A 20,268-nucleotide genomic window follows, 5' to 3' on the forward strand; every position below is an offset into this window, starting at 1 on the left:
GCCGTACCGCCGTGCCGGGGGCGCGGCGGCGGAAGTCGCGGACGCAGGCCGATCAGCGACAGGATGACCTAAACTCATGGCCATGTCTCACTACAGCAACTCCCGGACCCGGCCGGGCAGTAGCCGGATGAAGCCGATAGTCGGCACGTTCGTGGTGCTCTCGGTGCTGGGCGGCTTAGGGTACTGGGGATACACGTCGCTGGCGGCGCCCGGAGAGCCCGACAAAGACGTCCAGGAAGCCACCGAACGGGTTCAGGAGTTCTTGGATGCGTGGGCCGGGAGCAAGGCCGCGGAGGCGGGCAGTCTGACGGATTCGCCAGAGAACGCCGAATCCCTGGTGAAATCGGTCATGACGAACCTGAAGCCGAAAAAGGCGCTGATCAAGGCGTCCTCGTCCGAGGCGAAGAAGATCGACGGCGGAAAAGTTCAGGTGCCGTTCACCGTCGAGATGGATATCGCGTCGGCCGGAAAGCTGACGTATGAGTCGACGGCGAAAGTCCTGAAGAAGGGGGAATGGCAGGTGGAGTTCTCCACGCCGGTCATCTACCCCGAGATGGAGCCGGGCCAGACGCTCGCGCTGAAGACCAACGAGACCCGCGGCACCGTCCTCGACACACACGGCCGCGAGCTGACCGCCCCCTCGCTCGTCGGGGACGTGAACGAGGACGGCAAGGGCATTTCCGGGCTCCAGGCCCGCTACGACAAGGTGCTGTCCGGCGGCGCCGCGCACCCCCGCTCCGTCGTGGTGGTCGACCGCACGTCCGGGCAGCAGGTCAAGGCGGTCACCAAGGCGGGCGCCAAGCCCGGCGAGGACGTACGCACGACGATCGACCCGAAGGTCCAGGCGGCCGCCGCCGAGGCCCTCCAGGGCACGGACAAGAACATCTCCCTCGTCGCCGTCGACCCGAGGAACGGCCATATCCTCGCCGCCGCGAACCGCCCCGGGGGTATGAACCGGGCCCTGGAGGGGCGCTATCCCCCGGGCTCCACCTTCAAGGCCGTGACCGCGACCGCCCTGCTGCTGAAGGGCGTGAAGCCCGGGGACGAGGCGGCCTGCCCGAAGTTCCAGTCCGTCAACGGCCAGCAGTTCGAGAACCAGAAGCAGTTCGTGCTGCCCGCGGGCTCGACCTTCCGTGACTCCTTCGCCAAGTCCTGCAACACCTTCTTCGTCGGCGAGCGGGCCAAGGTGTCCGGCTCCGCCCTCAAGGACGCCGCCCGTTACTACGGCATGGGGGAGGACTGGGACATCGGCACGGCCTCGTACGACGGCTCGGTGCCCGTCCCCGAGTCGGACAACGAGCTGGCCGCCTCCACCATCGGCCAGGGCAAGGTGCTCGCCTCCCCCCTGGGCATGGCCGCCGTGGCGGCGACGATCAAGGAGGGCGAGTTCAAGCAGCCCGTCCTGGTCCCCGACCAGGTGAAGAAGAAGGCCACCGCGCCGAAGCTGCCCGGCGATGTCGTCGAGGCGCTGCGCGACATGTCCCGCGCCACCGTGACGTACGGCGCGGGCTGGGCGCTCAAGGACATCCCCGGCAGCCCGCACGCCAAGACGGGCACGGCCGAGTACGGTGCGGCGACCCCGCCGCAGACACATGCCTGGATGATCGGCTACCAGGGCGAACTGGACGTCGCCTGGGCCGTGATCATTGAAGACGGCGGGTCGGGCGGCCAGGACGCCGGACCCGTGGCTGCCCGGTTCCTGAGAAGCCTCCACTCCTAGGACAGGACAATCCGTGTCGTTCAACGCCGTAGTGAAAGAAGGAACGTTCAACCCCTCCACCCGTCGGGGCGGCACTCTGCGCCTCGCCCGTACCGACGACTTCGACTCCCTCGACCCGGCCGACACCTACTACGCCTACACCTGGAACTTCATCCGCCTGCTCGGCCGTTCGCTGGTCGGCTATGTCAACGGGAGATCCGGCGTCCCCGAACTCGTCCCCGATCTCGCCGAGTCGCTGGGCGAGGCGTCGGACGACGGCCGGACCTGGACCTACCGGCTCCGCCGCGGGGTGCTCTTCGACGACGGCACGCCCGTCACCTCCGAAGACGTCCGTTACGCGGTGCTGCGGTCCAACTTCCCCGGCTCGGTGTACGGGCCGGAGCCGGAGGTGGTCCGCGGCGGCCCCCAGTACCTGGCCCAGTACCTCACCGGCCCCGACGGCGTCGAGGCGCCCGACCCCCACACGGTCGTGTTCCGGCTGAAGGAGCCGTTCGCGGGGTTCGACTACCTCGCGGCCCTGCCGACCACCATCCCCGTACGAGCCGACCGGGACACCTACCCCGAGGAGCGCCCCGGCCCCGACGCCTGCGGGCCCTACCGCACGGCCGAGTACGTCCGGGGCAAGCTGCTGCGGCTGGAGCGCAATCCGCACTGGGACGCGGCGACCGACCCGATCCGCACCGCGCTGCCGGACGAGATCACGGTCGCGCTCGGCGTCTCCGGCGAGGAGGTCGACCGGCTGCTCCGGAGCGGGGAGGCCGATATCGACCTGGCCGGCGTCGGGGTGCAGCCCGAGACCCAGGACCAGCTGCTCGCCGACGCCGGGCTCCGGGAGCGGGTCGACAACCCGCACACCGGGTTCGTCTGGCTGTACTGCATCAATTCCCGGATCGGACCGCTCGCGGACGTGCACGCCCGCCGCGCGGTGCAGTACGCCACGGACAAGCTGGCGATGCGGGAGGCGTACGGCGGCGAGCCGGCCGGGGACATCGCGACCACCCTCCTCCCGCCCGGCATCCACGGCTACGCCCCGTACGACCGCTACCCCGTCGGCCCGGACGCCACCGGGGACGTGGAGGCGGCCCGGCGGGAGCTGCGCCTCGCCGGTCTCCCGGACGGCTTCGAGACGAAGATCGCCGCCCGCCGGGACCGCCGCAAGGAGTACAACGCGGCGCTCGCCCTCTCCGCCGCCCTGGCCAGGGTCGGCATCCGGGCGGAGGTGCTGCCCTTCAGTTCGGGGGAGTACTTCAACAAGGTCGCGGGCGTCCCGGCGTATCTCCGCGAACACGGCATCGGCATCGTGATGTTCGGGTGGGCGGCGGACTTCCCCGACGGCTTCGGCTACCTCCAGCAGATCTGCGACTCGCGGGCCATCAAGTCCGCGGGTAACCAGAACCTCGGCGAACTGAGGTCGACGCGGGTAGACACCCTGCTCGACAGCGGCTCCCGGGTGACGGACGCGGATGTGCGGGCCGGTATCTGGGCCTCGGTCGACCGGGCCGCCATGGACGAGGCGGTCATGTGCCCGTACATGTACGTCAAGTCCGTCATCTACCGGGGTTCCCGGGTGACGAACGTCCGCATGTCCCAGGCTTATGGGATGTATGACTATGCGGTGATGGGCGTCGAGGACGCCTCTTCGGAAGACTGAACCCGTTCCAGCGAGACGAGCACTTTGATCATCACTGAGTGGACCGCATCCGCGCATTCGATCGATCGCTTCGTTCCCGACGTGCGTAGGGATGCCTTCCTGAGGGGGAGTAGGTATGGCAACAGGTGTGACTGTCGGACTGCTGGGGCCTGTCACCCTGCGGAGTGACGGAAGAAGGGTGCTCATCCAGGGGCAGCGCCAGGTGAGACTTCTCGCCACGCTGGCCCTGCAGCCCGGCCAGGTGGTCTCCAAGAGCGCGATCATCGAGGATTCGTGGGGACCCGATTCCCCGAAGACGGTGACCGGGCAGATACAGAACAGCGTCTGGATGATCCGTTCGGCGCTGAAGGAAGCAGGGGTGGACCGCGACATCCTCGCCTCCCACCACAACGGCTACCAGCTCGACGTCCTTCCGCACCGGATCGACCTCTTCGTCTTCCGCACCATGATCCGCGAGGTGCGGGAGCTGATGAAGCGCGGGACCTACGACGAGGCCGCGCTCCACCTGGACACCGCCCTGGAGCTGTGGAAGGGGCCGGCGCTCTCGGACGTCGTCGCGCCGGTCCTGCGCAACCGGGCGGCGGTCCTGGACGGCGAGCGGGCGGCCGCCCAGGAGATCCAGGCCCAGCTGGGCGTCCTTCTCGGGCGGTACGACGAGGCCATCTCCCAGCTGGAGGACCTCATCGAGCGCGAGCCGCTCCGGGAGGACCTGCGGGTGTCGCTGATGCACGCGTACTACGGAGTGGGGCGGCAGGCCGACGCGCTCGACGTGTACCACCGGGCGAAGGAGGTGCTGATCGAGCAGATCGGCATCCGGCCCGGCAGGCAGCTGCGCGAGGCCATGCACGCCGTGCTCCACCAGAACCTGGTCGTCGCCGGGTCGCGGGAGAAGGAGGGCGCGTTCGGCGGCCGGAGCGCGGGCCGCTGACGACGTCCCCCGCGGGGCGGGGCCGGTCCGGGGGAAGCTTCCCACTTCCCCCGGACCGGCCCCGCCCTTACTCTGGACCTAGCTGCATACCTATTCGCACTACGGAAGGTTCTTCCATGTCGCCCGCAGTCCCGAACCCCGCAGCTCCGCACTCCGCGGTCCCCGAAGGCTTCACCGTCCACACCGCCCATGTGGGCGTCCTGGACGACGGCCGGGACGACCTCTGCCTGATCACCTCCGACGTGCCCGCCCGCGTGGCGGCCGTCTTCACCCGGTCCCGGTTCGCGGGCCCCTCCGTGCACCTCTCCCGGGACGCGGCGGCCGACGGCCGGGCCCGCGGCGTGGTGGTCGTCGCCCGGAACGCGAACGTGGCGACGGGACCCCAGGGAGCGGCCAACGCCGCCGCGGTCCAGGAGCTGGCGGCGCGCGCCTGCGGCGCCGAGCCGGGGGACCTGCTCATCGCCTCCACGGGCGTGATCGGGCGGCAGTACCCGATGGACTCCATCACCGCGCACCTCACCGGCCTCTCCTGGCCGCCGCCCTCGGGACCGGACGGACCGGCCGACATGGCGGCCGCCGCCCGGGCGATCATGACGACCGACACCCTGCCGAAGCACGTCTCGGTCAAGGTCGGCGACGCCACCCTCACCGGCATCGCGAAGGGGGTGGGGATGCTGGAGCCGGACATGGCGACGCTCCTCGTCTTCTTCGTCACCGACGCCGAGGTCGAGCAGGACGTCCTGCGGGACGTCTTCAAGCGGGTCATGGACGTCACCTTCAACGCGGTGTCGATCGACACCGACACCTCGACCTCCGACACGGCCGTGCTCTTCGCCAACGGCCTGGCGGGCCCGGTCGACACGGAGGAGTTCACCGGGGCGCTGTACGAGGCGGCCCTGCGGCTGGTGAAGATGATCGCCTCCGACGGCGAGGGCGCGTCGAAGCTGATCCAGGTGGAGGTGACCGGCGCCCGCGACAGCGCGCAGGCCAAGCGGGTCGGCAAGACCGTCGTCAACTCGCCGCTGGTGAAGACGGCCGTGCACGGCGCCGACCCCAACTGGGGGCGGGTCGTGATGGCGATCGGCAAGTGCCAGTCGGACACCGACATCGAGCCGGAGCGGGTGGCGGTGCGGTTCGGCGAGGTCGAGGTCTACCCCCCGAAGGCGGACGAGGCCGAGCGGCGCCCGGTGGTCGCCGACTACCTGCGGGCCAACGACGAGGTGGTCATCGGCATCGACCTCGGGATCGCGGACGGCTCCTTCACGGTGTACGGCTGCGACCTGACCGAGGGGTACGTGAAGCTGAACTCCGAGTACACGACCTGACGGGGCCCGCACGGACGGGTCCGGCCTCCGGCGGACGGGTTCCGCCGGAGGCCGGGCGCGTTTCGGGGCCCCAGGCTGTTCCGGGTCCCGGGCCGTTTCCGGGCTCCCGGCCGTGAGCGGCCGGGCGCCCGCCGGGTCCGAAAGGCCCTAGCCGTTCCCCGCCCCGCGTCCCCCGTCCCGCGCGGCTCCGGCCCCGCCGAGCAGGGCGCCCGCCGCCACGAACAGCACCAGGGCCAGGACCGGCATGTGTCCGGACGGCCGGTCGACGTCGTCGACGTACAGCAGGACCAGCAGGACCCACAGGGCCCCGCAGCCGAGGAACAGAGGGAAGGTGCGGCGCTCACCGAGGAGCCTCATACCGGCCCAGAGGAGCAGGGGCATGAGGGCGCAGGAGAGCAGGAAACCGGCGGCCATGCCGGGCAGCGCCGCCCAGGAGCTCTCCGCGGTCTCCTGGGCGCGGGCCCGGGAGAAGCCGGTGGCGAGGACGGTGTGACAGGCCGCGGTGGCGAGGGCCGTGATGACGGCGGCTTTGACGTGGCGTAAGGGTCGCAAGGTGATGTCCCGGTACGAGGGGGTGGGCCCCCGCCGAGGTGAAGCACCTTGGCGGGGGCCCGGTTTCGGGTATCGCTCGTTCAGCTGTGCGGCGGAGATTCTACGGTTGGTTCAGGACCCGCTGGAGGGCGTTCGCGTAGAGCCGGGCGCCCGAGGTCTTCGGGTGGAAGGACTTCATCGACGGGAGGATGCCGCCGTTGTCGTACTCCGCCTTGCCCCCGAGGACGATGCCGTTGATGGTCTCCGGGTCACCGCAGATCGCCTTGCCCTCGAACTCGGCGGCCGGGTTGACGAACCGCGCTCCGGCGGCCGTCGCGGCGTTGCCCATCTCCGTGGCGAGGTGCGGGGCGAGGACGTCGTTGAGCCACGGCGCCTCTCCCGTACCGATGCCGGGGACGCACTGGCCGTTGGCGCTGAGGAGCTTCGGGTAGCCGACCAGAACGACCTTGGCGTTCGGCGCGCGCGTCTTGATCTCGTTCAGGACCCGGGTGACGCGCGGTTTGACCTGGTTGGTGATCCAGCCGGGCATGAAGTCCTTGAGCGGACCGGTCTTCTCTCCGGTCTTCTCACCCGTGTCCGGGTCGACCTTGTCGATCTCCGCGTCCTGGCAGAGCTTCAGGCCGGCGGCGTAGATGCACTCCTCGATCACCGGGGTGAAGAGCGAGTCGTTGCCCCCGATGGCGACGGTGACCAGGCTGGTGTTCTGGTCGAGGTAGCCGAGGTCCATCTGGGCGAGCGCGTTGCCGTACTGGGTGCGTCCGCCCGCCCAGAGGTTGTACGTCCGGGCCCCGGAACAGGCGACGAAGGACAGATCGACGTTGGTGCCGTAGCGGTCGACGATCGAGCCGACCGATTCGGAGAAGCCGGGCAGGGTCGCCTGGCGGACCCAGGCGTGCTTGGAGCGGTGGCAGCCGTTGCCGATCTCGCTGCTGCCGGTGGTCTCCTTGTAGTCGGTCTCCTTGTAGTAGTCGACGCCGTCGCCGGAGTCCGCGCCCTCACCGGAGGCGAAGGAGTCGCCCATGCCGACGATGTGGTTGGGCTTGGAGCCGACCGGCTGGAAGGCCACGGCGTCCCACGAGATGTCGCGGCCGTCCTCCTGCGTGATGTTGTCCAGGGAGACCTGGGCCTGACCGGTGAACCTGAACGTGCCCAGGGACCGCCACTCGTTGGAGCGGATGCGCTGCGGCGCGACGCGGTTCCTGCTGGTGGAGTCGGAGCCGGAGACCACGTACTTCGCCTGCTGGGAGCGGGCGGCGATGCTCGGCATGTGGACCAGGACGCGGTACCAGCCCTGGACCGAGGCGGGAGCGGTCCACGTCCCGGTGACCTTCATCCGGTTCGCGTCCGCGGAGCCCGCCTTGCGGGTGCTGCTGAACCAGAGGTGGTTACCGTATCCGCCGCTCAGCTGATGAGTGTCCATCCGGCCGGACGCGGTGGCGAAGGTGAAGTCGAACGAGCCGCCGCTGACCGCGCTGGACGAACAGCGTCTGTTGTCACTTCCGGCCAGTGGGGTCCCGGTGTTGACGTTGTCGACGACGACGGTGCCGGAGGGGAGCCCGGAGCTGCACCGGGGCAGGTGCGGGTTGCCGTCGGCCTCCTCGGGATAGGTGTTGTTGAACCGGAAGAGCTCGTTGCCGCACTGGTCGAGCTGGCACTGCTTCCACGTCACCGAGGCGTTCCACCAGCAGCGGAAGTCGGTGCGCTGGCAGGGCCCGGTGGCCGGGGTGTCGTTGCTGGCACCGTCCCTGATCTTGGTGGCGTCGCACTCGTTGGCGGAGGTGCAGAAGAGGTCGGCCGGCGGCTTGACCGACGTCCGGTTCATGGTGGTGGTCCACCAGGCGGCACGGTAGCCGTGGACCATCTTGCCCGGCTCCTCCAGGGCCTCCAGCGGGCGGGCGGCCCAGCCGAGGACCTTCTCCTGGTAGGGCCAGAACTGCGGCCGCGCCGCGTGGGTGTAGTCGTCGCCGCCCGCCGCGTTCTCCAGGAACGGGGTGCGGTTCGCCTTGTACGTCGGGTTGGCGGGGTTGTTGGCCCAGCCGACGCCCCACTTGCCCGCGTTGCTTCCGGCGGACGACTGCGGGTAGAAGCCGGAGTTGTAGGCCCAGAGGGCGAAGAACCAGTTCTCCAGGCCCCTCGGGTCACCGTTGTTGACGGTCATCCCGGCGGCGCGGGTCTGGTTCCACTTCTCCGCGAGGATGTTGACGCCTGCCGCCACGTTCACGGTGTAGTCCAGCGCCACGCCCTCCTGGTAGGCGCGCGGCTTCGAGGGGCGGACCGATCCGTCCTCGTACGGCTTGTTCGGCAGGCGCATCCCGTCGGTGACCTGCGTGATGCCGTAACCGCAGTCGGCGGCCCTCCAGTTGATCAGCCACGGGTCGTTGACCCCGCCGTGCGCGTCGTGCTTGATCCCGTAGTAGTTGCCGATGAGGCTGTTGGCGGTGGTGCCGGGCGCGGCGAAGCGGGTCGCCTGCCACATGTTGGATTCCTGGGCGGTGATGCCGAGGAACACCTGGGCCGGGATGCGGCCGCCGCCGTTCAGCGAGGTGAGGCCACCGGCCAGGGCCTGGGGCGAGTAGGCGCCCATGCCCATGTTCTTCCAGTTGGCGGCCCGCCGGACGTGCTGGTCGAGGGTGCCCTCGATCGAGCGGTTGACGGCCCACTCGATCTGGCGGGGCTTGGGCTGGAACGCCTGCTTCTGCGGGTTGCCGCGCTCGACGGAGCAGGTGCGGACGGACTCCGGCTCGGCGATGGAGGTCGATGCCACGGAGACCCCGCCCGCCTTGGCCTTCGGGGCGGCCCCGGCCTTGCCCTCCTGCGCGGACGAGGCGCCGGAGCGGTCGAGGGCCGGTGAGCTCGCGGAGCCCTGGGCCGGGTCGCCGAGGCCGCCGTCCGGGGCGGCCTCCATCACCGGCTTGCTGCCCGTGGGCAGGTGGTGCAGCCGGATCTTGGCGGTGCGGGCGGTGTCGTACTCCTCGGCGCGGATGCGGTGGTTCTTGCCGTCCGCCCAGCCCGAGTTGACCGCGGCGCGGCCGGTGGTGGAGAGGGTGGCGTCCTTGTCGATGCCACCGGGGTTGCGGATGGCCGAGGGCAGGGCGGCGACGGTCTTCGCCTTGCCGGTGACGAAGGCGGTGCCGTCGGCCGTACGGGCGAGGTCGAAGTCGGTGAGCCCGCCCTCGGCGAGGGTGGTGGCCCTGCCGCCGGAGGGGGCCAGGTACTTCACCTTCGCGGTCGACACGTTGCCGGACCGCTGCCGGTCGAGGTAGGCGAGGCCGCCGTCCCGGGTGACCGACAGGCTGAAGGGCACGTTGTCCGTGGCGGCCAGGTGCTCGGTGGTGCCGTTCGTCCGCACCCGGACGATCGAGTTGCCCGCCGCCGCGGCGATGCCCTGCCGGGTGGGCACGGCGGAGGTGATCTGGCCCTTGAGCTTGACCGGGGCCGAGGTCCGGCCCGTCCGTACGTCGACGGAGATCAGCCGGGTCTCGTTCGTGCCGGGCGAGGTCTTCTCGTCGGAGAACTGCGAGAGGACAGCCTTCTCGCCCTCACCGCAGCCCGGCGAGAAGTAGGCGAGGCTCGCCTGGTGGGGGAGTTTGACGACCTTGCCCGTGGTGAGGTCGACGGTCGCCGTGAAGGCGCCGCGGGCCATCAGGTCCGGCTTGTTGGTGAAAGTACGGGGGGCGTAGGCGACCAGCGCGCGGTCACCGGACTCGGTGACACAGGCGTTGCCGATCCAGGTGTCGGTGTCCGGGAAGCCCGGTTCCCGGAGGGTGGCGGCGGTCTTCCACGCGTAACCGGCGGACTCGTCGGCGATCAGCAGGTGGAAACCGGTGGCGTCACCGGTGGTGGTCCAGGCCGTGTCCCGGGACGTGGCGTGGCCGGAGCCGAGGACCTTGGCCCGCTGTTCGGCGGGGACGCGGTCCTTGTTCCCCGCGTCGTCCTCGGGCGCGGCGGGCTGCGGGGGGCTGGTCCAGCCGGAGGCACGGGCCTCGGCGGGATCGGGGGGAGTGGTTGCCGTGGCCTGCGTGACGGTGCCGAATACCACCGCCGAGGCGATGGCACAGGACACCGGGACACGCGCGGCCCGGAGAACGCGACGTAGGCGCATGAAGAACTTTCCTTGTCGTGGTCAACAGAGGGAGTCCGCCGGACGGGACGCCGCAAGGAACGCGCCTCTGGTCCACGGACGGCCCCACGGTAAAATCGCGCGCTCTTTGCCCGGTCTCCGCACGCTCTTGCGCCGCCGGGCGCGGTGGGCCCCCGCCGCGACGGCCCCGTGCGGGGCCGGGGCGGGAAGAGGTCCACGCAGGTGATGGAGTGTCAGGGAGGTTTCAGGCGGGCGGTGTTCGGGTGGACACCCCGCCCGGCCGGGTCCGGGTCCCCGCGCCACCCGGCCCGTCGTCCGGCCCCTCGTCCGGTCCGCCGCCGGGTCCGTCGTCCGCCTTGAGGCGTACGAGGACGAGCCAGACGAACGCGCACGCCGTACCGGCCAGGACGGTCACCGTCATGGGCCCCACCGTGCGGGCCCCGGCCGAGGCCAGGGCCGCGCCGAGCGGGATCATGCCCCACACCAGGAAGCGCATGGTCGCGTTGACCCGGCCCAGGAGCGCGGGAGGGGTGATCTCCTGACGCAGCGACAGCTGGGTGACGTTGTACATGACGGCGGAGGCGCCCACCCCGAAGAGGGCGACCCCGGTGACCCAGAGCGGTACCCGCCCGGTGAGCCCGGCGAGCACGGTGAAGGGCGCCGGTACGGCCAGGGCCGTGGTGATCGCCCGGGACCGCCCGAGCCGGACGGCGAACCGCTTGACGACGGTCGCCCCGAACACCCCGCCCGCGCCGAAGCAGGCGATCACGACGCCCGCCGCGGCCTCCCCGGCCCCGCGGCTGAGCATGATCGCGAGGAGCAGGGAGACGGTCGCCGACCAGGCGAGGTTGAACAGGCCGGTGGCGACGCCGATACGGAGCAGCACCCGGCGGCCCGCGATGAACCGGACGCCCTCGGCCACATCGGCGTACACCCCGCGTCCCGGTGCCCGGGGCATGCGCACCCGGACGCCGAGGAGGCAGACCGCGGAGACGACGAACGCCCCGCCCGCGAGCCAGAACCCGACGGGCGCGGCCACGATCGCGAGGGCGCCCGCGATCACCGGCCCGGCGACGGTGGCGGCCGATTCGACGCCCATCATCCAGGCGTTGCCGGACACCACCTTTTCCTTGGCGACGAGGGAGGGGAGAACGGTCTGGGCGGAGACGTCGAAGAAGACGGAGGTGACCCCGGCGACGAGCGCCGCCGCGTAGAGGTGCTCCATCCGCAGCGTCCCCAGGGCCCACACGAGTGCGAGGCCGAGGAAGACGGCGGCCCGTACGGCGTCGGCGGTGACCATGACGAGCGTCTTGTGCCACCGGTCCACCCAGGCCCCGGCGGGCAGCCCGACCAGCAGGAAGCCGGCGGTCTGGAGGCCCATGAGGAGGGCCGCGTCCGCCGCCGACGCGCCCACGACGGTGAGGGCGGTCAGCGGGAAGACGGTATGGGCGACGCGGAACCCGAGGTGGGAGCAGAGATGGGAGACGACGAGCCGGACGAAGGAACCGTTCACCGAACGGAGGTTTCCCACATATGGCGGGCGCCTGCCTCGCGGAACCCGAAGTCGGCGTTGACGCGCCGCATGTGGACGTTGGCCTCCGCGTTCCAGCTGTCGACGTGCGTGAGTCCGGGTTCGGCGGCGCGGCAGTGGGCGAGGTTCAGCGCCTTCACGAGCCGTCCGAGGTCACGGCCCCGGTAGGCGGGGTCGACGACGGTGACGGCCTGGAGGGCGTTGTCCGGGTTGGCCGTCGTCATCGAGAGCGCGGTCCAGGCGACCATCCGGCCGGTGGCGCCGTCGAGGATGCCGCACTGGTGGGCGCGGCGGCCGCGGGCGATCCGCATCCGCTCGAAGTCCCGGATACGGGAGATGTGTGCGGGCTGCGGCTCCCAGCCCAGGTCCCCGGTGGGGGCGTCCTGGCTGAGGGTGGACTCCAGGCGCGCGGCCTCGTGGACGAGGTCGTCGGGGACCGTGGAGCCCCAGTGACGGACGGTCAGCCCGTCGGGCGCGGGCCACGGGGCGGGCGCGTCCGTGACGGCCAGGCGGAGGTGGGTGAGGCGCATGATCTCGCGGGCGCCGAGGGCGGCCGCGATGGCGGAGGCCGCACCGCCGTCCCCGGAGCCGCCGACTCCGGAACTGCCGGTTCCGCTGCCCCCGGAGCCGTCCTCGGAGCCGTCCCCGCCTTCCCCTGAGCCGTCGGACCCGGAGGACCCGGCCCCCCCGGAGTCGCTGACCAGGACGAGCCGCGAGCGTCCCCGGGCGGCGGCCCGTTCCCGGGCGAAGGCGACCGCGTGGCGGCCATGGCCGCGTCGGCGGAAGGCGGGGTGGACGACGAGGACGGGTGCCATGCAGGTGTCGAGGTTCTCCTCGACGGGGAACTCCAGCCGGATCGAGACGACGCAGCGCAGCTCCTCGTCGTACCCGGCCCACTCCTCGGTGACCGTGGCGGGCGGCGCGACCCGTACGGAACCGTCGAAGTCCGCCCGGCACGGTGGCGGGAGCTGCGGGGCGTCCGTCTTGTGCGCGAGGACGCGCAGGTCGAACACGTCGTCCCCGGCCCGCACGTCGTCGGGTCCCACGGGGGTGAAGGTCGGGCTCACTCGGCAACTCCCATCGCCTGGATGTCGTACAGACCGAAGGCCGGGTGGACGTACACGTTCGTGACGTCCGGGCTCCGGTAGTGCAGGGTGCGGTCGTGGGCCATCGGCAGGATCACGGCGCGGTCCATCACGGTCTCCTCCACCCGCCGCCAGAGCCGGGCGCGGTGGCCGGGGTCGCGGGCCGAGGTGGCCTCGTCGATCAGCTCGCGGACGACCGGGTCGTCGAGCTCGGCGAAGTTGAAGTTCCCCCCGGCCTCCTTGATCTGGCGGCCGTCGACCAGCGGGGCGAGGAAGCCGTACTCGGTGGGGTAGTCGGCGCCCCAGTCGGTGATGCCGAGACCGAGGCCGAGCTTGCGGACGGTGGCCGGGCTGCCGAGGCCCTCGCGGTAGTACGAGGCGGTGTCGAGGACCTCGACGGCGGCGTCGATCCCGACCCGGGCGAGGCTCGTGGCGAGGGTGCGGGCGACAAGTTCGAACTTCCCCGGCTGGGTGCCGATGACGGTGGAGAAGCCGTCGGGCAGCCCGGCGGCGGCGAGTTCGGCGCGGGCCGCGTCGAGGTCGCCGGTCAGACCGGGCCCGGAGGGGTAGCGGTCGGAGCCGGTGTACGCGGTGAGGTTGGGCGGGAAGAGCGAGGTGGCGAGGGTACCGCCGACACCGTCGCCGCCCCGGGCCTCCAGCAGGGCCGCCTTGTCGGCCGCGAGGAAGACGGCCCGCCGGGCGTGCACGTTGTCGAAGGGCGGGACGGCGGTCTGCACGGTGACGTACTGGAGGAAGCCGGTGGCCGGGTTGTCGGCGCGGGCCCGGAGCGTCTCGTCGGCGAGGATGCGGTCCCGGCCGGTGTGCTGGATGCCCCGGCCCTCGGCGTCCACGTGGAACTCGCCCGCCAGCAGCCGCCGGTCCAGCTCGTCGACCTCCACCCCGAAGTCGACCGTCAGCTCGTCGAAGAGGGCGGGCCGCACCGGGTCGGAGTCCCGGTCCCACCAGCGGCTGCGGGTGAGGTGCAGCCGGGTGCCGGGCTCGTAGCGGGCGATGCGGTACGGCCCCGAGCAGACCGGCCCCTGCCCGTACCGCCCCCGCCGGTCCTGGTGGGCCGGGACCGGCGCGGTGTTCGGCTGGGCCATCAGGAAGTCGAAGTCGGCGAAGGGGCGCCTCAGCCGGAACACGAGGGTGTGGTCGTCCGGGCAGCTGATGGCCGGGCAGCGTCCGCCGCCGTCGTACGGGCCCTGGTAGCCGCCGTGGTCGAGGAGGTCCAGGAGGTAGGTGGGGCCGCCGGGCAACTCGGCCTGGGCGAAGACCCGTTCGATGCCGTAGGCGATGTCCCGGGCGAAGATCTCCACACCCGTCTCGTACCGTACGCCGGGACGGATGCGGTACGTCCAGGTGAGCCCGGAGTCGGACACCTCCCCCGGGCCCGTCGCCAGGTCCGGTACGACGCGCGCCTCGGCGGGGTCGCTCGCGAACGCCATCAGGGTGCGGTGCATGGCGCGTTGCAGCAGCCAGGACCACACGTAGTAGGTGCGTGCCGGGTCCAGGGAGTCCACGTCGGCCGAGGCGACCGTGCGCAGCCGTCCGCCCCGTACGGCCGAGGGGTTCCACACACGGCCGACCGCTGCGTTCCACACCACTAGAGCTCCTTGACGTAGAGGTACTGACGGGACAGGACGCAGCCGCGCGAGACCTTGGCCTCGGTCGACCCGATCCCGTAGTGCACCCTGCTCACTCCGTGCGCGGGGGCTTCGTCGGCGAGGGTGTAGTAGAGCAGTTCGTAGTAGAGGGGCAGCTTGCCCTGGGCCTCGTAGTCGAAGCCCGCCCGGTGCGCGAACCAGTCCGACCCGTGGGAGAGGACGAGACCGAAGCCGATGATCCGGCCCTCCAGCACGGCCCTGGAGACCAGGGCCTTCTCGCCGAGGTGGTGGAAGGCGGCGTCCAGGACGGCCTCCGACCTCTTCGGGTCCCAGCCCGTCATGCCGTACTTGCCGAACAGCTCGGTCTCCAGGGCGGCCAGGCGCGGCACGTCCTCAAGGCGCAGGGGGGCCAGGTCGATCTCGACGGGGGACGCCTCGATGTGCCTGCGCTCGGAGCGCACCCGCCGCGAGCGGCGGGACGGCAGGCTCATGGCGTACTCCGTGAACCCCTTGCCGGGATGGGTGAGGGTGGCGAACTCGCCGGAGACGCACCGGCGGTAGCCGCGCTCCTCCAGGACCCCGCGCACCAGGGTGTCGGAAGCGTCGACGTACGGCAGGGCCGCCGAGCGGCAGCCCTCGGCGACCGCCTGCTCCTCGACGCGGGCCAGCAGCGCGTGCACGGTTCCGGGTCCGGCCCCGGGGCCGGTGAGGAGCCGGGTGCGGCCCAGGTGCCGGCCGCCCGCCATCATCGAGGGCATCAGCGCGTCCAGGGCGGCATCGCCGCCGAGCTCCTCGGTCAGCCCGGCCGCGCCGTCCATGCTCTCCCCGGCGGCGTGCCGCAGCAGCAGGTCCGTGCGGCCGAGGGCCCAGGGCGAGCGGTCGGTGGCCAGGACCACCGGCACGGCCGCGAGCGGCCGTTCGCCGTCGTGGGCCGTGAAGTACCGCATCCACGCGCCGGCGGAATCGTGGAGCACCCGCATCCAGGGCGGCGTGAGGAAGAAGTCCTCCGGCCCCAGCAGAGTGTCCCAGCCGGCCGACCGGGCTTCTTCCGGTGTGTTCCAGCGTTCGATCTCCACAGTCACGGCGGCCATCCTTCGCGCCCCCGCTCTCCGGTCACTCTCCGCCCACTCTCCGGTCGCTCTCCGATAGCGGCCGGAGAGCGGCCGGAGAGAACGCCCCTCCAAGGTGGTCCTGTCCGCCGGCCCGTCCGAACAGGAGACACCCCACCCCATGTCCCGTGTATCCACTGCAGGCGTAGCCACCAGCACGACGACCGCCCACCTCCTCCTCAAGCGGCTCAAGGAGCACGGCATCGACACGGTGTTCGGTGTCGTGGGCCGTGAGGCCGCGTCGATCCTCTTCGACGAGGAGGAGGGCATCGACTTCGTCCTGACCCGCCACGAGTTCACGGCCGGTGTCGCCGCCGACGTCCTCGCCCGCATATCCGGCAGACCAGCCGCGTGCTGGGCCACCCTCGGCCCCGGTATGACGAACCTGGCGACCGGCATGGCCACCAGCGTCCTGGACCGCTCCCCGGTCATCGCGATGGCGGCCCAGTCCGAGTCGCACGACATCTTCCCGAACGACACCCACCAGTGCCTCGACCTGGTGAAGATCGCGGAGCCGGTCTCGAAGTACGCGGTCGAGCTGGAGCGCCCGAAGGAGATCGTCGACCTCGTCGACTCGGCCATCGCCAACGCCATGAGCGAGCCGGTCGGCCCGTCCTTCATCTCGCTGCCCGTGGACCTCCTCGGCTCCGCCGAAGGCATCGACCCCGACGCCTCCTACGCTCCCGCCCGCACCCCGAAACGTCCGGTCGGCGCCACCCAGCCCGGCTGGGAGGAGTACGCGGACGAGGCCGCCGCCCTGGTCCGGGAGGCGAGCAACCCGGTCTTCGTGGTCGGTGCCGCCGCCATCCGCGCCGGTGCCGTCGAGCCGATCCGCCTCCTCGCGGAGCGCCTCAACATCCCCGTCATCACCACGTACATCGCCAAGGGCGTCCTGCCGCAGGACCACGAGCTCAACTACGGTGCCGTCACCGGCTACATGGACGGCATCCTGGGCTTCCCCGCCCTGGAGACCCTCTTCGGCAGCGCCGATGTCATCCTCACCCTCGGCTACGACTACGCCGAGGACCTGCGTCCCTCGATGTGGAACCGCGGCATCGAGAAGAAGACGGTCCGCGTCTCGCCGACCTTCAACCCGGTGCCCCGCATCTACGCGCCGACGGTCGACGTCGTCACCGACGTCCGCGCCTTCGTCGACCACCTCGACGCGGCCACCCAGGAGGTCCCGGCCAAGGACCGGCACGACATCACCCCGCTGCGCGAGCGGATCAAGGAGTTCCTCGCGGACCCGGAGTCGTACGAGGACGGCATGCGCGTCCACCAGGTGATGGACTCCATGAACACCGTCATGGAGGAGGCCGCCGGTTCCGGCCGGGGCACGATCGTCTCCGACATCGGCTTCTTCCGGCACTACGGAGTCCTCTTCGCCCGGGCCGACCAGCCCTTCGGCTTCCTCACCTCCGCCGGGTGCTCCAGCTTCGGCTACGGCATCCCGGCCGCGATCGGCGCCCAGCTCGCCCGCCCGGAGGAGCCGACCTTCCTGATCGCGGGTGACGGGGGCTTCCACTCCAACTCCTCGGACCTGGAGACCATCGCCCGGCTGAACCTGCCGATCGTCACGGTCGTCGTCAACAACGACACCAACGGCCTGATCGAGCTGTACCAGAACATCGGGCACTCCCGGTCCCACGACCCGGCCATCAAGTTCGGCCAGGGCAACTCCGGCAAGGGCGCCGTGGACTTCGTCCTGCTGGCCCAGGCCAACGGGGTCGAGGCGGAGCGCGTCAGCACCCGGGAGGGCCTCCTCGCCGCGCTGCGCAAGGGCGCCTCGCTCGGCCGCCCGTACCTCATCGAGGTGCCGATCAGCTACGACTTCAGCTCCGCCGGTTTCGGGGCGCTGAAGGTCTGATATGTCCGAGCAGCCCTTCCCGGCTGCCTACGGCTTCCTGGCCTCCGCCCGCACGGGCGGGGGCCAGGACCCGGAGGCACCGCGATTCGCCACGCGCGGCCGGTACAGCGAGCTCTCCGAGCGGCTGCGCGCCCAGTCCGTCCGCTTCACCCTCGTCCATCCCGGCGACGACACGTCGGGGGCGTACGCGACGGGCGCGGACACCCTTGTCGTCCTCGCCGGGGAAATCTACAACCGCGCCGAGATCGACACGGTCCTCGACCGTGCGGCGGCCTCGGACGCCGAGCGGGTCCTCGGCCTGGTCGAGCGGTACGGACTGCACGCCTTCCGCCTCGTCAACGGCCGCTTCGCCGCGTTTGTCGCCGAGGGCGAGCGCGTCCTGCTCGCCACCGACCACTCCGGGTCCGTCCCCCTCTACACCCGCAGGACCGCCGGGCAGGTCCTCGCCGCCACCGAGGCGAAGACCCTGGCGGCACCGCACCAGGGCGACCTGGGCTTCCCCGCGGGCGGCGCGCGGCGCGTCCGCAGGCTGCCCGGGCTCCACCAGGTGCCCGCCGGATCGGTCCTGGAGATCGACACCGGGCGCGGCACGGCCGAGACCCACCGCACCTGGGTGCCGCCGGTCTCCCGGCGGATCATGAGCGAGGAGGCGGCGGTCGACGCCGTCCGGCACGCGCTGGAGAAGGCGGTCGCCCGCAGGCTGGCTCCGGCGGCGCCCCCGCTGGTGGTCCTCTCCGGCGGCATCGACTCCTCCGGTGTCGCGGCGCTCGCCGACGCGGCCGTGCTCGGCCCGATCGACACCCTGTCCATGGGGACGGACCGTTCGGACGAGTTCCCGCAGGCCCGGGTCGTCGCCGACCACCTGGGCTCCCGGCACCGCGAGATCACCATCCCCACCTCGGAGCTGCTCGCCCAGCTGCCGCACACTCTTCACGCGGCGGAGTCCCTGGACGCCGAGGTCATCGAGTACCTGCTGCCGCTCACCGCCCTCTACCGGCGGCTGGAGGGCCCGGCCCGCCGGGTGCTCACGGGGTACGGGGCGGACATCCCGCTCGGCGGGATGCACCGGGAGGACCGGCTGCCGCAGCTCGACACCGCGGTCGCCTTCGACATGGACACCTTCGACGGCCTCAACGAGATGAGCCCGGTCCTGTCGACGGCCTCCGGCCACTGGTCGACCCACCCCTACTGGGACCGCGAGGTCCTGGAACTGCTCACCGTGCTGGAGGCCGGTCTCAAACGCCGTTACGGGCGGGACAAGTGGGTCCTGCGCGCGGCGATGGGCGACGTCCTCCCGCAGGAGACCGTCGTCCGGCCGAAGCTCGGCGTCCACGAGGGGTCAGGCACGACCTCCGGGTTCACCCTCCTCGTCCGTGAGGCGGGGGTCCCCGAGGCGGGCGTCGCCGCCGCCAAGACGGCGGTGGTGGAGGAGCTCTTCGACCGGATCGTGGTGGGCGGCGAGGAGCCGGACCGGGTGGACCTGCCGGAAGTGGTCGAGAAGGTGGCGAAGGCGGTGAAGGGATGAGCGACCTCGGGGGCTTCGCGGGCAAGCGGCTCGCGCTCGTCGAGTCGATGCTGCACGACGCCTTCTACGACGGCATCCACGCCGCCCGCGACCAGGGCTGCGAGATCTGGCTGCTCGTCAAGGGCGAGGAGTGGTACACCTCCGGGCGCCCCCTCGCGGAACACCCGCTGGGCCGGGTCGACAAGGTCCTGCACGTCGACACCCACGACTGGCGGGCCGTCGCCGACGCCCTCAGCGACGGGGACGGCAAGCCGCTCGTCGACGGCATCCTGTCGTTCTCCGACTACCACACCGAGGCCACCGCACGGGCCGCCGACCACCTCGGCCTGCCCTCGCAGGGCCTCGGGGCGGTCCGGGCGGCGAACCACAAGCACCTGCTGCGCGCGGCCCTCGGCGACGACCCGGCCAACGTCCGCTGGCGGCTGGTCACCGTTCTGGAGGAGCTGGACGAGGCCATCCACCACGTGGGGCTGCCGTGCATCGCCAAACCGCCCTCGGAGGCCATCAGTTACGGGGTGCGCAAGTGCCGCACCCGGGACGAGGCGATGGCGGCCTGGCGGGAGCTGAACGCCGTACGGTCCTCGCTGCGCGGCCAGCCCCGGCCCGGCCATGTGCTCTTCGAGGAGTACGCGGAGGGGGTCGAGGTATCGGTGGAGTCGATGACCGTCGAGGGCCGCACCCACTTCTTCGGCGTCACCTCCAAGGAGCTGCACGGGACGACGATGCTGGAGGAGGCGCACTCCTTCCCCGTCGCCCTCGAACCGGCCGTCCACCAGGAGCTGCTCGCCTGTGTGGACCGTGTCCTCACCGCGATCGGCTACCGGCAGGGCCCGGCCCACACCGAGGTCATGCTCACCGCCGACGGGCCGAGGGTCGTCGAGGTCAACCCGCGGCTCCCGGCGCACATGATCTCCACCATGGTCGCCGACGTGTGCGGGACCAACCCGCACCTGGACGCCAAACTCCTCGCCCTCGGCATGCCGGTCGCCCCGGGCACACCCGGTCAGGGGCGGACCGGCGGCGCCGCCGTCGTCGTCCTCTTCCCGGACGAGCCCGGCGAACTCACCGCCATCCACGGGATACCGGAGGCCGAGGCGCTGGGGGTCCGGGTGATCCCGCACGCGGCGCCCGGCGACACCGTCGCCACCCGCCTCGACAACTCGGCCTCCGTCGGCTTTGCCTACGCCCACGCCGCCACCGCCGAGGAAGCCCTCGGCACGGCCCGGGAAGCCGCGGCCCGTATCCGTATCGACACCCGTGAGGAGGGCCGGTGAACGGTCAGATCAA

At 71.5% G+C, this 20,268-nt stretch carries 12 protein-coding genes; 7 read left to right on the forward strand and 5 right to left on the reverse strand.

The window, feature by feature from the left end:
* Positions 1 to 82 precede the first annotated feature (82 nt).
* From B7C62_18835 to B7C62_18850, 4 genes are all read left to right on the forward strand, one after another.
* Positions 83 to 1,720: a PbsX family transcriptional regulator gene (locus B7C62_18835; protein ARF77251.1), complete on the forward strand. Its 1,638-nt coding sequence runs from the start codon at positions 83 to 85 to the stop codon at positions 1,718 to 1,720.
* A 13-nt stretch (positions 1,721 to 1,733) separates the two neighbouring features.
* Positions 1,734 to 3,371 carry an ABC transporter substrate-binding protein gene (locus B7C62_18840; protein ID ARF74070.1) on the forward strand — a complete coding sequence of 546 codons (1,638 nt, stop codon included), beginning with the start codon at positions 1,734 to 1,736 and terminating at the stop codon, positions 3,369 to 3,371.
* Between the two features lie 115 nt (positions 3,372 to 3,486).
* Complete coding sequence (locus B7C62_18845; protein ARF74071.1) at positions 3,487 to 4,299, forward strand: positive regulator; 813 nt, start codon at positions 3,487 to 3,489, stop codon at positions 4,297 to 4,299.
* Positions 4,300 to 4,415: 116 nt separating this feature from the next.
* Complete coding sequence (locus B7C62_18850; protein ID ARF74072.1) at positions 4,416 to 5,624, forward strand: bifunctional ornithine acetyltransferase/N-acetylglutamate synthase; 1,209 nt, start codon at positions 4,416 to 4,418, stop codon at positions 5,622 to 5,624.
* Positions 5,625 to 5,771: 147 nt separating this feature from the next.
* On the opposite strand, the gene B7C62_18855 is transcribed toward B7C62_18850, so the two are convergent.
* From B7C62_18855 to B7C62_18875, 5 genes are all read right to left on the reverse strand, one after another.
* Positions 5,772 to 6,176 (reverse strand): hypothetical protein, encoded by a 405-nt coding sequence (locus B7C62_18855; protein ARF74073.1) that lies wholly within the window; start codon positions 6,174 to 6,176, stop codon positions 5,772 to 5,774.
* Positions 6,177 to 6,276: 100 nt separating this feature from the next.
* The gene (locus tag B7C62_18860) at positions 6,277 to 10,278 is read right to left on the reverse strand and encodes a NocE (protein ARF74074.1); all 4,002 of its coding nucleotides are present in this window, start codon (positions 10,276 to 10,278) and stop codon (positions 6,277 to 6,279) included.
* A gap of 223 nt (positions 10,279 to 10,501) precedes the next feature.
* Complete coding sequence (locus tag B7C62_18865) at positions 10,502 to 11,905, reverse strand: hypothetical protein (protein ID ARF74075.1); 1,404 nt, start codon at positions 11,903 to 11,905, stop codon at positions 10,502 to 10,504.
* 946 nt (positions 11,906 to 12,851) lie between these two features.
* The gene (locus B7C62_18870; protein ID ARF74076.1) at positions 12,852 to 14,522 is read right to left on the reverse strand and encodes a peptide ABC transporter substrate-binding protein; all 1,671 of its coding nucleotides are present in this window, start codon (positions 14,520 to 14,522) and stop codon (positions 12,852 to 12,854) included.
* A complete protein-coding gene (locus tag B7C62_18875) occupies positions 14,480 to 15,571 on the reverse strand; it encodes a hypothetical protein (GenBank protein ARF74077.1) in 1,092 nt (363 codons plus the stop codon). Before B7C62_18875 ends, B7C62_18870 begins: the two co-directional genes overlap by 43 nt.
* A 139-nt stretch (positions 15,572 to 15,710) precedes the next feature.
* Between B7C62_18875 and B7C62_18880 the strand changes: the two genes are divergently transcribed.
* Genes B7C62_18880 through B7C62_18890 form a run of 3 tightly spaced genes read left to right on the forward strand, consistent with a single transcriptional unit; the run spans position 15,711 to position 20,255 of the window.
* Positions 15,711 to 17,456: a decarboxylase gene (locus B7C62_18880; protein ID ARF74078.1), complete on the forward strand. Its 1,746-nt coding sequence runs from the start codon at positions 15,711 to 15,713 to the stop codon at positions 17,454 to 17,456.
* A gap of 1 nt (position 17,457) precedes the next feature.
* Entirely contained in the window at positions 17,458 to 18,981 is a 1,524-nt protein-coding gene (locus tag B7C62_18885; GenBank protein ID ARF74079.1) for an asparagine synthase, read from the forward strand.
* Complete coding sequence (locus B7C62_18890) at positions 18,978 to 20,255, forward strand: hypothetical protein (GenBank protein ARF74080.1); 1,278 nt, start codon at positions 18,978 to 18,980, stop codon at positions 20,253 to 20,255. The genes B7C62_18885 and B7C62_18890 overlap by 4 nt, the downstream gene beginning before the upstream one ends.
* The last annotated feature ends 13 nt before the right edge of the window (positions 20,256 to 20,268 follow it).

It is taken from the genome of Kitasatospora albolonga (assembly GCA_002082585.1).
Taxonomy (GTDB): domain Bacteria; phylum Actinomycetota; class Actinomycetes; order Streptomycetales; family Streptomycetaceae; genus Streptomyces; species Streptomyces stephensoniae.